The organism is Paraburkholderia sp. 22098 (genome assembly GCF_052045935.1).
Classification (GTDB): Bacteria; Pseudomonadota; Gammaproteobacteria; order Burkholderiales; family Burkholderiaceae; genus Paraburkholderia; species Paraburkholderia caledonica.
Map to the genome: position 1 here is coordinate 100,350 of NZ_JBQEPV010000020.1, position 14,201 is coordinate 114,550.

Genomic DNA, 14,201 nt, shown 5'->3' on the forward strand with positions numbered 1-14,201 from the left:
GTGGCGCGGCCTTCCGCGCCGGGCCATGCCGCTCGCTTCAGTCCGAAGTGAGCGGCCTCATCAGCGGTATTGGCAGAATTGCAAGATCATGGCTCTAGCTAAACGCATCATTCCCTGTCTCGACGTCACCGCTGGCCGCGTGGTCAAGGGCGTCAACTTCGTCGAATTGCGCGACGCGGGCGACCCGGTCGAAATCGCGCGGCGTTACGACGATCAGGGCGCGGACGAACTCACTTTCCTCGATATCACCGCTACCTCGGATCAGCGCGACCTGATCCTGCCGATCATCGAAGCGGTCGCCTCGCAGGTCTTTATTCCGCTGACGGTCGGCGGCGGCGTGCGCGCTGTCGAAGACGTGCGGCGTCTGCTGAACGCGGGCGCGGACAAGATCAGCATGAACTCGTCGGCGGTCGCGAATCCGCAGCTCGTGAAAGACGCCACCGACAAATACGGCTCGCAGTGCATCGTCGTCGCAATCGACGCCAAGCGCGTTTCCGCGGACGGCGAGACGCCGCGCTGGGAAGTCTTCACGCACGGCGGACGCAAGGCCACCGGCCTCGAAGCGGTTGAATGGGCGCGCAAGATGGCCGAACTCGGCGCGGGCGAAATCCTGCTGACCAGCATGGACCGCGACGGCACGAAGAGCGGCTTCGACCTCGCGCTCACGCGCGCGGTGTCCGACGCGGTGCCGGTTCCGGTGATCGCATCGGGCGGCGTCGGCAATCTGCAGCATCTCGCCGACGGCATCACGAGCGGCCACGCGGACGCCGTGCTTGCCGCGAGCATCTTCCACTATGGCGAGCACACGGTAGGCGAGGCCAAGCGCTTCATGGCCGAACAAGGCATTTCGGTGAGGTTGTGACGTGGTGAACCCAACGGCAGTCAATTGGCTCGACAAGGTCAAATGGGACGCGAACGGCCTCGTGCCGGTCATCGCGCAAGAAGCGTCGACGAACGACGTGCTGATGTTCGCGTGGATGAACCGCGAGGCGTTGGCAAAGACCATCGAACTGGGCCGCGCGGTGTACTTCTCGCGCTCGCGCCAGCGCTTGTGGTTCAAAGGCGAAGAGTCCGGCCACGTGCAGCATGTGCATGAAGTGCGGCTCGATTGCGACGAAGACGTCGTGCTGCTGAAAGTGGAGCAGGTGTCCGGCATTGCGTGCCACACCGGCCGTCACTCGTGCTTTTTCCAGAAATTCGAAGGCACGGCCGAGGATGGCGACTGGATCGCCGTCGATCCCGTGCTGAAAGACCCCGAACACATCTACAAATGACGCAGACCACGCAAGTTACACCGTCCACGCCGTCCACGACCGACACGCTGATGCGCCTCGCGGCGATCATCGACAGCCGCAAGGGCGGCGATCCCGACGTGTCGTACGTCTCGCGCCTGTTCCACAAAGGCGACGACGCGGTGCTCAAGAAGATCGGCGAAGAGGCCACCGAAGTCGTACTGGCAGCCAAGGACACGCGCCACGGCGGCGCGACGAAGGCGCTCGTCGGCGAGGTCGCTGACTTGTGGTTTCACTGCCTCGTGATGCTCTCGCACTACGATCTGAGCCCAGCTGACGTGCTCGCCGAACTGGAGCGTCGCGAAGGCATGTCCGGCATCGAAGAAAAGGCGCTGCGCAAGAGCCGCGAGCGCGAACAGAACGGGGACTGAGCGGCGTTCTTCGCCGATGTTTTCCCGTACTGTCTTGAAGTGGCGCGCGCCGGAGCCCACATTGCACTGAACGCATCGCAAACGCATCCTCGGGAGGACGCAAGCATGGAACAGTCGCATGAGAGTTATCCGCGGCCGGCGTATCGCCACGCGATCGAGCCGGAGCGGGAACGCAGCCTGCGCACGCTGACGCACGTGCTGTACGCGCTGTATGCGGTGCATTGGCTGACGGGCGGGCTGACCATCCTCGTCGCGATCATCATCAACTATGTGAAGCGCAGCGACGCCGCGGGCACGCCGTATGAGGCGCACTTCGAGTGGCAAATCCGCACGTTCTGGATCGGCCTGCTGGGTTATGCGATAGGCGGGCTGCTACTGTTCGTGGTGATCGGTGTCGCGGTGCTGTGGGCGGTGAGCATCTGGATGTTGTACCGTATTATCAAAGGGTGGCTGTATCTGTACGATAACAAGCCACTCGCGAATCCGCGTTCGTGGTTCTGAATTCGTCCGACGTTAAGGGCGATCGCGGAGCCGCGACTGACCGCGTCCAGTCATGCTTGGCATTACCGCGTTAGGAATACGATGAGCCACGACCCGAACTGTCTCTTTTGCAAGATCGCCGCCGGCGAGATTCCGTCGACCAAAGTCCACGAAGACGACGAGTTCGTCGCCTTCCGCGACATCCGTCCGGCGGCCGAGACCCATGTGCTGGTGATCCCGCGCAAGCACATTGCCACCCTCAGTGACTGCACCGAGAGCGATGCGCCGCTGCTTGGTAGAATGCTTGTTTTGACGGCGCGTCTTGCCGATCAGTTGGGCGTGGCATACACAGGCGGTGAAACGGGCTTCCGCACGGTCATCAACACGGGGCCGGGCGGTGGGCAAGAGGTTTATCACCTGCATGCGCACATCCTGGCGGGGCCGCGTCCGTGGCAGCGCATGGGCTGATCGCGAAGATCGGGCGAGCGGCCCGTCGGGTCGGCGTTGTTTTTGCTGCGTTGTAATTTCGGCGACGCGATCGCATGGCCACAATATGCACTGTGCCGCTGTAACGTAGAAGAAGCGCATCTGCTTCGATTCACGCCGCAAGGCAGACGATTTTTGCCGCATCACGTGCGGCGTCGGGGTTAAGGAGAGTAGTCATGGGTTCGTTGAGTATTTGGCATTGGTTGATCGTGTTGCTGATCGTGGCACTCGTGTTCGGCACGAAGAAGTTGCGCAATATCGGCGGCGACCTGGGTGGCGCTGTAAAAGGCTTCAAGGAAGGCATGAAGGAAGGCGAAACGCCGGCTGAGACGCAACAGCGCGAACTGCCGCGCAACGGCGCCGTCGATGTGGAAGCAAAGGAAAAGGCCCCGCGTTCGGGCGATTACCGCTAAGCCGCGGGCCAACCGCGTTACTGACGGACATTTCCCTCCATGCTGGACCTCGGTCTAACCAAGATGGCGCTGATTGGCGTCGTCGCGCTAGTCGTGCTCGGCCCTGAGCGCTTGCCGCGCGTCGCCCGCACGGCCGGCGCGCTGTTCGGTCGCGCTCAGCGGTATATCAACGACGTCAAGTCGGAAGTCACGCGGGAAATCGAACTCGACGAATTGCGTCGCATGAAAACCGAGTTCGAGACGGCGGCGAGCAATGTCCAGACCTCCGTGCAGGAGAACCTGCGCAAGCACGAGACGGAACTGAACGACGCGTGGAACAGCGGCACGTCGGTGTCGCCGAGCATTGCCGGCGGTGCGGTCGAAGACGCCGTCAATACTCCGTGGCAAGGCAGCACGCCAGCCGGGGCAGCCAAGCGCAAGAACTGGCGCGTCAAGCAAACCGCAATGCCAACCTGGTACAAGCGCGCAACCACGCGCCGCACGCGCGTGCAGTCGGGCGCGGCGCGCGTCGCGCGGCATACGCCTGCCAGCATGCGTCGTCCGACGCGGTTTTTCTGATGACCAGAACGACAATCTCTAACAGAGGGCCGGTGTGAGCGACCCCCAGAAAAGTCAGGACGAAGGCGCTGAAGAGACCTTCATTTCTCACCTCGTTGAATTGCGCGACCGCATTATCCGGGCGGGCCTTGCCGTCATCGTGGTGTTTGTCGGCCTGGTGTACTGGGCGCCGGATATCTTCCGGCTGCTGGCGCGCCCGCTGATGCAGAACCTGCCCAAAGACGGCAAGATGATTGTCACCGACGTCACCGGCTCGTTCTTCGTGCCGATGAAAGTGACCATGCTGGTGGCTTTCGTGATCGCGCTGCCCATCGTGCTTTATCAGATCTGGGCGTTTGTCGCGCCGGGTCTTTATCAGCATGAAAAGAAGCTGGTCGGGCCGCTGGTCGGCAGCAGCTATACGCTCTTTCTGTGCGGCATGGCGTTCGCGTACTTCGTGGTGTTCCCGACCATCTTTCGCGTAATGGCCCATTACAACGCGCCATTGGGCGCGGAGATGACGACCGATATCGACAACTACCTGAGCTTCGTGCTCACCATGTTCATCGCGTTTGGCGTGACGTTCGAAGTACCGATCGTCGTCGTGCTGCTGGTGCGCATGAACGTAGTGACGCTGAAGAAGCTCAAGGAGATCCGGCCGTACGTGATCGTCGGCGCCTTCGTGATTTCGGCGGTGGTTACGCCGCCAGACGTGTTCTCCCAGCTTATTCTCGCCATTCCGCTGGTCGTGCTGTATGAGGCGGGGATCATCGCCGCGCGGTTGATCGTCGGCAAGCAACCCGCAGTTGTCGAAGATGCGACGCCGCCGGCTTGAAGTGAACCGGTCACGGTTGTTGCCGTGGCTCTGCCGATCGGTGACAGGCTTGCGGTGACTCGGTGTCGATCTTGCGGGAATACCGCGGCAGCAATTACGCAGCGCGACTAAAACAAAAGGGCAGTCCGTCATGGGCTGCCCTTTTTTGTGTTCCGCGTTCTGTCTCAAGCCCATATGGCTTGTGCACCGGCAGACACCTCAACCGCCGTCGTCGTCCTGCTGATCGCTGTCTTCGACGGGTTGTTTCGGCGGCGGCGGGCGCTTGCCGATGGTCACGTCCAGATCGAGCTCGCGGTTCTTGCGGACCAAATGCACCTTCGCGGCCGTGCCCGGCTTGATCTGCGCGATCACATTCAGCAAGCGCGTCGTGTCGGTGATTTCCTGACCGTTCACGCTCATCAGAATGTCGCCTGGCTTGATACCCGCGCGGTCGGCCGGACCGTTCTTCAACACGCCCGCGACGATCGCGCCCGACTTCTGTTCAAGGCCGAACGACTCGGCAATCTCCGGTGTGACATCTTGGGGCTCGACGCCGATCCAGCCGCGCGTGACCGAACCCGTGGTGATGATGCTCTCCAGCACGCTGCGGGCCGTCGACACCGGAATCGCGAAGCCAATGCCGAGCGAACCGCCAGAGCGCGAATAGATCGCGGTGTTGATGCCGAGCAGATTGCCGTTCACGTCGACCAGTGCGCCGCCCGAATTGCCGGGATTGATCGCCGCGTCAGTCTGAATGAAGTTTTCGAACGTATTGATGCCGAGATGGTTGCGACCGAGCGCGCTGACAATGCCCATGGTGACCGTCTGCCCGACGCCGAACGGATTACCGATCGCGAGCACGACGTCGCCGACGCGGGTCTGTTCCATGCGACCCAGTGTGATGGTGGGCAGGTTGGTCATGTTGACCTTCAGCACGGCCAGATCCGTTTCAGGATCGATGCCGATTACCTTGGCGTTCGTGGTGCGGCCGTCGGCCAACGCGATTTCGATCTGATCGGCGCCGTCGACCACGTGCTGGTTCGTTAGAATGTAACCTTCCGAACTCACTATCACGCCGGAGCCGAGGTTCGCGGCCGGTTGCTCGCGCTGCTTGCGATTGTTCTTGTCGCCGAAGAAGTAGCGGAACAACGGATCTTTCGCGCGCGGATCGGGCGGGAGCGAGCCATCTTTGCTGGAAAAGACATTGACGACCGCAGGCATGGCCTTTTGAGCGGCGTCTGCATAAGACGTAGTTGCGGGCCCGCTACCCATGCCAGGCGCCACTTCCCGCAAGGCGACGATCGGTTCGGCAAGTTGCTTGCCGAATTGCCCTTGACGCTGGAGCCACTGCGGTTTGAGGGTCGCGATGATGAACATCAGCGCCAACAGCACAGTCACCGCTTGGGCAAAGAACAGCCAAAAGCGTCTAAGCATCTGAAGACTAGAGGTTTATATGGATCGGATCGAACTTGAATTGTACTTGAACAATCTCCTTGAAACCGCGCGCTTCAAGGACTATTGCCCCAATGGCCTGCAAGTCGAAGGGCGTCGCAAGATCAACAAGCTCGCAACGGGCGTGACCGCCTCGGTGGCGTTTCTCGAGGCAGCGCTGGACTGGGGCGCGGACGCCGTGCTCGTCCATCACGGCTATTTCTGGCGCAACGAGGCGCCGCAGATCACCGGCCGCAAATACGCGCGCCTGAAACTGCTGCTCGCGAACGACCTGAACATGTTCGCTTATCACTTGCCGCTCGACGACCATCCCGAACTCGGCAACAACGCGCAGATAGGCGCGAAGATGGGCTGGATCAGCGACGCGCGCTTCGGCGAGAACGACCTCGGCTGGCTCGCCACTTTCGCGATGCCGATCACGCTCGCGCACTTCACCGCCGAGATCGAACAGACGCTTGGCCGCACGCCGCTCGTGTTCGGCGACCCGGATCGCAGTCTGCGCCGCGTCGCATGGTGCACGGGCGCTGCGCAAGGCATGTTCGACGCGGCGATCAACGCCGGCGCCGACGTTTATCTGACCGGTGAGGTGTCTGAGTCGGTCATGCACACGTCGGCGGAAAGCGGCGTCGCGTTTCTCGCGGCCGGGCATCATGCGACGGAGCGCTTCGGGGTGCAGGCGGTGGGCAAGCACTTGTCCGAGCAGTTCGATATCGAACACCTCTTTATCGATATCCCTAATCCGGTTTGATTCGTTTGAATTAGCAAATAGGCATTAGCTAAGCAAAAGGCACGAATAACGGAGGGGACACTTAAAAGGAGGTGCGAAAAAGTTTGCGATCCGTACGGAGAAACCCTTACCTATCAAGGGCTTCGCACGGTTTTTGGCAATCGGCCCTTGTAAATGGCGACTCCATTCGAGCAAACTAGCGGCGGTAGAAGCGACGTGAAGGAAAAATCCAACTCAGAAGTGGGGCGTGTGATGCGAGACAAGGAAGATGAACGCGTCGACGGCAGCCGCCGTACCTGGCTGATAGCGACGACCGTAGCAGGTGGCATAGGAGGCGTTGCCACTGTCGTACCCTTTGTTAGTTCGTTTGCACCATCTGAAAAGGCCAAGGCGGCAGGTGCCCCGGTCGAAGTGGACATCAGCAATCTGAAGCCCGGCGACATGATGACCGTTGCATGGCGCGGCAAGCCGGTGTGGATCATCAACCGCACCGACAAGATGCTTGCCGATGTCCAGAAAGCCGATAACGAAGTAGCCGATCCCCATAGCAAGAACGTCTTTTCGATGCCGTTGCCGGAGTACTGCAACAACGAATTCCGTGCACGCACCGACCGTAAGAACATATTTGTCGCCGTTGCCGTGTGCACCCATCTGGGCTGCACGCCGACGCCGCGCTTCATGGAGGGCGCGCAGCCCAATCTTCCTGACGACTGGCCAGGCGGCTTCCTGTGCCCGTGCCACGGTTCGACCTATGACATGGCCGGCCGCGTCTTCAAGAACAAACCTGCGCCGCAGAACCTCGACATCCCGCCTTACATGTTCACGGGAGCCAACGGGCTCGTGATCGGCAAGGACGAGAAAGGAGAAGCGTAATGGCGATCGAACATGAAGTAGAGACGACCGGGCTGGTCGGTTGGATCGACCGGCGCTTCCCCCTAACGTCCACCTGGAAAAAGCACGTCTCCGAATACTACGCACCGAAGAATTTCAACTTCTGGTACTTCTTCGGCTCGCTCGCGCTGCTGGTGCTGGTCAATCAGATTGTCACCGGCATTTTCCTCACGATGAACTACAAGCCCGACGCGACGCTCGCGTTCGCGTCGGTCGAGTACATCATGCGCGAAGTGCCGTGGGGCTGGCTGATCCGCTACATGCACTCCACGGGCGCGTCGATGTTCTTCGTCGTCGTGTATCTGCATATGTTCCGCGGCCTCATGTACGGTTCATACCGCAAGCCGCGCGAACTCGTATGGATTTTCGGCTGCGCGATCTTCCTGTGCCTGATGGCCGAAGCGTTCTTCGGCTACCTGCTGCCGTGGGGCCAGATGTCGTTCTGGGGCGCGCAGGTCATCGTGAACCTGTTCTCGGCGATTCCGTTCATCGGGCCGGACCTGTCGCTGTGGATTCGCGGCGACTACGTGGTGTCGGACGTCACGCTGAACCGCTTCTTCGCGTTCCACGTGATCGCGATACCGCTGGTGTTGCTCGGGCTCGTCGTCGCGCACCTGGTCGCGCTGCATGAAGTCGGGTCCAACAACCCGGACGGCATCGAGATCAAGGCGAAGAAAGACCCGGACGGCATTCCGCTCGACGGCATCCCTTTCCATCCGTACTACTCGGTGCACGATTTCTTCGGCGTGTCGATCTTCCTGATGATTTTTGCGGCGATTATTTTCTTCGCGCCGGAAATGGGCGGGTACTTCCTGGAAGCCAACAACTTCGTCCCCGCGAATCCGCTGCAAACACCTCAAGAAATCGCGCCGGTGTGGTATTTCACGGCCTTTTACGCGATGCTGCGCGCCACGACCGATCCGTTCAAGATCGTGCTGATGGTCGTGATCGCGTTGCTCGGCCTGCTCGCGCTAGTGCGGGCCCGCGGCAAGTGGAAACTGGGTTTGCCGGTGCTCGCGGTACTCGTGATTCTGGCAATGGCCTTCACCGAGTCGAAGTTCTGGGGCGTGGTGGTGATGGGCGGCGCGGTGATTTCGCTCTTTTTCCTGCCGTGGCTGGACCGCTCGCCGGTCAAGTCGATTCGCTACCGGCCGTTCTTCCACAAGGTGTTTTACGGGATCTTCGTGCTCGCTTTCCTGACGTTGGGCTTCCTCGGCACTAAACCGCCGTCGCCGGCCGCCACGTTGATTGCGCAGGTGTGCGCGCTGATCTACTTCGCGTTTTTCCTCGGCATGCCGTTCTGGACGAGGCTTGGCACGTTCAAGCAGCCGCCCGAGCGGGTGCGGTTCAAGTCCCACTAATGGCGAGCGAGGAGAACACGAAGATGAAGAAACTGCTTTCGACGTGCGCGCTGATCGGCGCGACACTGCTCGCGGTGCTGAGCGGCCCGGCGTATGCGGACGAGAATGTTCATCTCGACCGCGCGCCGGATAACGCGGACAATTTCGCTTCTTTGCAGCACGGCGCGCAATTGTTTGTAAACTACTGCCTGAATTGCCACAGCGCGAATCTGGTGCGCTATAACCGGCTGACCGATCTCGGCATTGCACCAGCCGAGATTCAGTCGAACCTGCTGTTCACTACCGACAAGGTCGGCAACACGATGACCGTGGCAATGCGCCCGGACGACGCGAAGGCGTGGTTCGGCGCAAGTCCGCCGGATTTATCGGTGGAAGCGCGGGCGCGCGGCAAGGACTGGCTCTACACGTATCTGCGCAGCTTTTATCGCGACAATACGCGGCCGACTGGCTGGAATAATCTGGTGTATGAAAACGTGAGCATGCCTCACGTGTTGTGGCAGCTTCAGGGGCAACGTACCGCGAAGTTCGGTGAAGAAGTCGACGAAAAAACGGGCGAAACGGTGCACAAATTTGTGGGCTTCCAGCAGGTCACTCCGGGGACGATGTCGCCGGTAGATTATGATTCTGCTGTGGCCGACCTTGTGTCGTATCTGTCCTGGATGTCCGAGCCGACTCAGAAAACCCGCAAACAGCTTGGCGTGTGGGTGCTGATGTTCCTCGGTATTCTGAGCTTTTTCGCCTGGCGACTGAACGCCGCGTACTGGAAACATATCAAATAATCACGCCGCTACACGGCGTGGGGCCGGCGCCAGGAAAAACCTGTTGAACGGTTTTTCCGCGCGCTGGCCCTTCAGCTTTTTGAGGAAACGTAAATCATGATGGTTCTGTATTCCGGCACAACTTGCCCGTTCTCCCAGCGTTGCCGGCTGGTGTTGTTCGAAAAGGGCATGGACTTCGAGATCCGCGACGTCGACCTGTTTAACAAGCCGGAAGACATCGCCGTGATGAATCCGTATGGTCAGGTGCCGATTCTCGTCGAACGGGACCTGATTCTGTACGAATCGAACATCATCAACGAATACATCGACGAGCGCTTTCCGCATCCGCAACTGATGCCGGCCGACCCGGTTCAACGCGCGCGTGCCCGTCTGTTCCTGCTGAACTTCGAGAAGGAACTGTTCGTCCACGTCGGCACGCTCGAGAACGAAAAGGGCAAGGCCGCGGAGAAGAATCACGAGAAAGCGCGCCTCGCCATCCGCGACCGCCTGACGCAACTCGCGCCGATCTTCCTGAAGAACAAGTACATGCTCGGCGAAGAGTTCTCGATGCTCGACGTCGCGATCGCGCCGCTCCTGTGGCGTCTCGATCACTACGGCATCGAACTGTCGAAGAATGCGGCACCGCTGATGAAGTACGCCGAGCGCATTTTCAGCCGTCCGGCTTATATCGAGGCGCTGACGCCGTCGGAAAAGGTGATGCGTCGTTGAGTTTGGCTTTGGGTTGCGGGCTGCGCGCGGCGTCTCGCGCGCAGTTCCGCGCCCGGTAAGAGGACTGCTGATGCAAGAGATTTCCACCAAGCCGTACCTGCTGCGAGCGCTGTACGAATGGTGCACGGATAACGGTTACACGCCGCATATCGCAGTGCGCGTCGACAATCAGACGCGTGTGCCGCGGCAATTCGTGCGCGACAACGAGATTGTGTTGAACATCAGCTTCGAGGCTACGAGCCAGCTGCAAATGGGCAACGAGTGGGTCGAATTCAGCGCGCGGTTCTCCGGCAAGTCGCACAAGATCGAGGTGCCGGTCGCCAATATCCTCGCGATATACGCGCGCGAAAACGGGCAGGGCATGGCTTTTCCGGTCGAGTCGACCGGAGGCGAAGCGCAGGATTCGGGCGCCGACGCCGAAACAGTCGAGCCGGCCGCCGCGCCGGTTGCGCCCAGTGCGCCTCGTGCGGTCGAAAGTCCGTCCGCAACTGACAGCGCCGCCAAAGCTGACCAGACGCCGGAGGGCGACCAGCCCGACGACGACGGTTCAAAAGGTGGCGGTAGGGCTCGCCTCAAGATCGTAAAATGAAGTAGAATCACGGCCTCATGCCGGCTTAGCTCATCAGGTAGAGCGCTTGACTTGTAATCATGAGGTGGCGGGTTCGAGTCCTGCAGCCGGCACCAGTAGTACGAAACGGGGTTTCTGTTCAGTCAGAAACCCCGTTTTTTATTTGGCGGTGATTCAGCATCTGGTCGGCCGCCAGGAAGGCCCGCACGCGAGCCATCGCCGTTTTTCGCCGATCGGTGAGCGTCTTTTGATGCTCAAAATCGCCATATCTCTTTCACCTTGTCGATCGTGGACAAAATCGTCTGCATTCGTGGCGAGTAGCGCGGTGAATACGATGCCGTGAGGCGAGGCGGCAGGGGTTACTATTCGGGTCGGGCCGGCACTGCTGTTCGCTTCATGCACGCCGCCCGCGCACCCCGGTGCATAGCGCGCCGTCCAACCAGGCCACGTCTCACCGCGTCGCTCCCGCAACACGACCCACCTCATCATGACCAGCCCTGCAAGCATTACCTGGCCCGAAGCCGACGGCCCCCGCACCGCGCGTTGGCGCTCCGAAGCGGCGGTGCCTCCGCCCAAACGCGTAATCGTCGCCGACGACCGGACCACCGCCGACTCCGCCTACCGGCTTGCGTGCGAAGGCACGGCGCTTCTGTGGAACGGGGATTTCCAGAACGCGCGGCAACTGTTGCAGGCGGTGACGCGACGTCTGGAACGCAAGCCGCGCAAGCAGGGCGCAACGCCGCTCGAGGCGTTCAACCTGCACCGGCAGACGCAGTCACAACGCGCGCGCACGCTCGGCATGATTCTGATACCGCTTGACGCGTCATATGGGATTCCGCTGCGCCGCGCGCCCGACGTGCAGCAGGCGTGCATCGAAACCTATGGACCGCCGACCGATGAGGCGTCAGTCGTGTCGTTGCGCGAACTGCTCGGACTGATCGGCGCGCACGAGTGGCGCAAAAAGGGTGTCGAGATTCCCGCGCTCGGCGATCGGATTCATCCTTATTACGGCGTGTTTTCGCCGGTGCGCGGTGAATACGTGGATCTCGTTGCGCGGACTGCGCTGCCTTCGTTGAACAAGGCGTTCGATATCGGCACCGGCACCGGCGTGCTGTCGGCGTTGCTGGCAAAGCGCGGCGTGAAGAAGATCGTCGCCACCGACCGGGACCCACGAGCGCTTGCGTGCGCGCGGGAGAACATTGCGCGCCTCGGCTACGAACAGCAGGTCGAGGTCGTTCAAGCCGACTTGTTCCCTGAAGGACGCGCGCCGCTGGTTGTTTGCAACCCGCCTTGGGTGCCGGCGCGGCCCGCATCGCCGATCGAATACGCGGTCTACGATCCGGAAAGCCGAATGCTGCTGGGCTTTCTCAACGGCCTGGCCGAGCATTTGTCGCCGGGCGGCGAAGGCTGGCTCATTTTGTCCGACTTCGCGGAGCATCTGGGTTTGCGCACCCGCGAGTGGTTGCTTGCCGCGATCGACGAGGCCGGCTTAACTGTGATCGGGCGCGAGGATATTCGTCCGAGGCATCCCAAATCTACCGACGAGACGGACCCATTGCATGCAGCGCGGGTCGCCGAAGTTACGTCGCTGTGGCGGCTGAAGGCGCGTGCCTGAAGCGAGTTTGGGTTCCCACGCGGCGCCCACTTTACTGCGACGCGCCGCGCGCCCCTACGAACGCCGCGGCACCGCGGCCAGCGACGAGACCGCTCGCAAAGCACGCAGTCAGCAGATAACCGCCTGTCGGCGCTTCCCAATCCAGCATTTCGCCCGCGCAGAAAACACCGGGCAAGTGCTGGATCATCAAATGATGGTCCAGCGCCTCGAACGGAATGCCCCCGGCGCTGCTGATCGCTTCTGCAATCGGCCGGGCACGCAGAAGTTTCACCGGGAGCGCCTTGATAGCGTGCGCGAGACGTGGGGCATCCGCGAACACGTCTTTCGGCAGGATCTCGTGCAGCAATGCCAGTTTGACACCGCTAATCCCAACTCTTCCCTGCAGATGGCTCGATATCGACCGCGAGCCGCGCGGTCTCGTGACTTCTGCTATCACGCGCTCCAAAGGCAAGCCGGGCGCCAGATCCAGGGTAATGGTGAGCTCGCCGCCAGCACGAATTCGCTCGCGAATCGCGGCGGAAAGCGCATAGATCAGGCTCCCTTCGAGGCCCGTTTCCGTCAAAAGTATTTCACCTTGTCGATTGTGGACTTTTTCGTCTACATCGGTGAGTGAAATGGCGATGGACTTCACCGGCTGACCGGCGAAACGCTCGCGCAGGTAAGGGCTCCAGTCCGCGTCGAAGCCGCAGTTCGCGGGCTCCAGTGGACGCACGGGCACGTCGCGGGAGGTGAGCAACGGAACCCAGGCGGCATCCGATCCGAGGCGAGGCCAACTTGCGCCGCCAAGTGCCAACACGACGGCGTCGTAGGTCACGGCCTGCTCGCCGTCGGGCGTGGCGAACAGGAGAGTATGCGCGGAGTGAGCCGTCGCGGACGCGTCGGCGGCGGTCTCGTCCCCAATCTGCCAGCCGATCCATTTTTGCCGCATGTGGAAGCGCACGCCCGCATCCCTCAATCGATGTAGCCAGGCGCGCAGCATGGGCGCCGCTTTCATGTCCGTCGGGAAAACGCGTCCCGAACTGCCGACGAACGTCTCGACCCCAAGCTCTCGCAGCCAGGCGCGCAACGCGTCGGGTCCGAACGTCTGCAGCAGCGGCGCAATCCATTCGCGGCGCGTGCCGTAGCGATCAAGAAACGGCTCAAGCGGCTCCGAATGCGTGATGTTCATGCCGCCTTTGCCGGCCATCAGGAATTTGCGGCCCACCGAGGGCATCGCGTCATGGACGTCGACCTGTACGCCTTGCAGGGAAAGTGCCTCGGCGGCCATCAGGCCAGCGGGTCCGCCGCCGATGACGGCGACGCGGGCGGAATCGAACGAAGATGACATGCGGGCCTGCAGATGAGCAAAAGAGGCGGCGCGCCGGCAGCACTAATGCGTGGACGGCGCGAAGGGTGTGAAAAACGACTACCGCGGCAGTGTGAGGCGCTGGAACGCTCGCGATCCCGGACGCTCAGCGGAGCGTCGAGCACGGTGAAGGCGCGAGAGCGCGGAGAAACGTGTCCGATGCGGCGGAACGCGCCGCATGCGCCCAACGCCCAAACGCCCAGACGCCCAGACGCCCAGACGCCCAGACGCCCAGACGCCCAGACGCCCAGACGCCCAGACGCCCAGACGCCCAGACGCCCAGACGCCCAGACGCCCAGACGCCCAGACGCCCAGACGCCCAGACGCCCAGACGCCCAAACGCCCAAACGCCCAAACGCCCA

The 14,201-nt window shown here is 61.6% G+C and carries 18 protein-coding genes and 1 tRNA gene; 16 read left to right on the top strand and 3 right to left on the bottom strand.

The window, feature by feature from the left end; genetic code table 11:
* Positions 1–88: 88 nt before the first annotated feature.
* The 8 genes from hisF to tatC all read left to right on the top strand — a co-directional run bounded on the left by hisF (position 89) and on the right by tatC (position 4,414).
* Positions 89–862: an imidazole glycerol phosphate synthase subunit HisF gene (gene hisF, locus ACTJLB_RS29960; RefSeq protein WP_020070649.1), complete on the top strand. Its 774-nt coding sequence runs from the start codon at positions 89–91 to the stop codon at positions 860–862.
* Between the two features lies 1 nt (position 863).
* Positions 864–1,274: a phosphoribosyl-AMP cyclohydrolase gene (gene hisI, locus ACTJLB_RS29965; RefSeq protein ID WP_020070650.1), complete on the top strand. Its 411-nt coding sequence runs from the start codon at positions 864–866 to the stop codon at positions 1,272–1,274.
* Positions 1,271–1,663, top strand: a complete 393-nt coding sequence (locus ACTJLB_RS29970) for a phosphoribosyl-ATP diphosphatase (RefSeq protein ID WP_087751734.1) — start codon at positions 1,271–1,273, stop codon at positions 1,661–1,663. The genes hisI and ACTJLB_RS29970 overlap by 4 nt, the downstream gene beginning before the upstream one ends.
* 105 nt (positions 1,664–1,768) lie before the next feature.
* Complete coding sequence (locus ACTJLB_RS29975; protein ID WP_020070652.1) at positions 1,769–2,164, top strand: DUF4870 family protein; 396 nt, start codon at positions 1,769–1,771, stop codon at positions 2,162–2,164.
* 81 nt (positions 2,165–2,245) lie between these two features.
* On the top strand, positions 2,246–2,611 hold the full coding sequence (locus ACTJLB_RS29980) for a histidine triad nucleotide-binding protein (protein ID WP_020070653.1): 366 nt from the start codon (positions 2,246–2,248) through the stop codon (positions 2,609–2,611).
* 194 nt (positions 2,612–2,805) lie between these two features.
* Positions 2,806–3,042, top strand: coding sequence for a Sec-independent protein translocase subunit TatA (tatA, locus tag ACTJLB_RS29985; protein ID WP_020070654.1), 237 nt, complete (start codon positions 2,806–2,808; stop codon positions 3,040–3,042).
* A 39-nt stretch (positions 3,043–3,081) separates the two neighbouring features.
* Positions 3,082–3,600, top strand: a complete 519-nt coding sequence (gene tatB / locus ACTJLB_RS29990; RefSeq protein ID WP_020070655.1) for a Sec-independent protein translocase protein TatB — start codon at positions 3,082–3,084, stop codon at positions 3,598–3,600.
* A 34-nt stretch (positions 3,601–3,634) separates the two neighbouring features.
* Complete coding sequence (gene tatC / locus ACTJLB_RS29995; protein ID WP_020070656.1) at positions 3,635–4,414, top strand: twin-arginine translocase subunit TatC; 780 nt, start codon at positions 3,635–3,637, stop codon at positions 4,412–4,414.
* A 198-nt stretch (positions 4,415–4,612) separates the two neighbouring features.
* Here the strand turns inward: tatC and ACTJLB_RS30000 are convergent, their stop codons facing one another.
* A complete protein-coding gene (locus tag ACTJLB_RS30000) occupies positions 4,613–5,827 on the bottom strand; it encodes a Do family serine endopeptidase (protein ID WP_020070657.1) in 1,215 nt (404 codons plus the stop codon).
* Positions 5,828–5,846: 19 nt separating this feature from the next.
* Here ACTJLB_RS30000 and ACTJLB_RS30005 point away from each other — a divergent pair, with 19 nt between their 5' ends.
* The 8 genes from ACTJLB_RS30005 to ACTJLB_RS30040 all read left to right on the top strand — a co-directional run bounded on the left by ACTJLB_RS30005 (position 5,847) and on the right by ACTJLB_RS30040 (position 12,494).
* Positions 5,847–6,593 (top strand): Nif3-like dinuclear metal center hexameric protein, encoded by a 747-nt coding sequence (locus ACTJLB_RS30005; RefSeq protein ID WP_020070658.1) that lies wholly within the window; start codon positions 5,847–5,849, stop codon positions 6,591–6,593.
* 231 nt (positions 6,594–6,824) lie between these two features.
* Entirely contained in the window at positions 6,825–7,445 is a 621-nt protein-coding gene (gene petA, locus ACTJLB_RS30010; RefSeq protein WP_020070659.1) for a ubiquinol-cytochrome c reductase iron-sulfur subunit, read from the top strand.
* Entirely contained in the window at positions 7,445–8,824 is a 1,380-nt protein-coding gene (locus ACTJLB_RS30015) for a cytochrome b (protein ID WP_020070660.1), read from the top strand. The genes petA and ACTJLB_RS30015 overlap by 1 nt, the downstream gene beginning before the upstream one ends.
* A 23-nt stretch (positions 8,825–8,847) precedes the next feature.
* Positions 8,848–9,603 carry a cytochrome c1 gene (locus ACTJLB_RS30020; RefSeq protein ID WP_027805049.1) on the top strand — a complete coding sequence of 252 codons (756 nt, stop codon included), beginning with the start codon at positions 8,848–8,850 and terminating at the stop codon, positions 9,601–9,603.
* Between the two features lie 96 nt (positions 9,604–9,699).
* Entirely contained in the window at positions 9,700–10,311 is a 612-nt protein-coding gene (locus ACTJLB_RS30025) for a glutathione S-transferase N-terminal domain-containing protein (RefSeq protein WP_006052302.1), read from the top strand.
* 70 nt (positions 10,312–10,381) lie between these two features.
* The gene (locus tag ACTJLB_RS30030; protein WP_087751736.1) at positions 10,382–10,900 is read left to right on the top strand and encodes a ClpXP protease specificity-enhancing factor; all 519 of its coding nucleotides are present in this window, start codon (positions 10,382–10,384) and stop codon (positions 10,898–10,900) included.
* A 19-nt stretch (positions 10,901–10,919) separates the two neighbouring features.
* Positions 10,920–10,995 (top strand) — tRNA-Thr (locus ACTJLB_RS30035).
* Between the two features lie 371 nt (positions 10,996–11,366).
* Positions 11,367–12,494 (top strand): methyltransferase, encoded by a 1,128-nt coding sequence (locus ACTJLB_RS30040; RefSeq protein WP_440785381.1) that lies wholly within the window; start codon positions 11,367–11,369, stop codon positions 12,492–12,494.
* 31 nt (positions 12,495–12,525) lie between these two features.
* On the opposite strand, the gene ACTJLB_RS30045 is transcribed toward ACTJLB_RS30040, so the two are convergent.
* Together ACTJLB_RS30045 and ACTJLB_RS30050 are read right to left on the bottom strand one after the other, a co-directional pair.
* Positions 12,526–13,821: a TIGR03862 family flavoprotein gene (locus ACTJLB_RS30045; protein ID WP_440785382.1), complete on the bottom strand. Its 1,296-nt coding sequence runs from the start codon at positions 13,819–13,821 to the stop codon at positions 12,526–12,528.
* Positions 13,822–13,945: 124 nt separating this feature from the next.
* On the bottom strand, positions 13,946–14,201 hold a 256-nt coding region (locus ACTJLB_RS30050), incomplete at its 5' end, for a hypothetical protein (RefSeq protein ID WP_440785384.1).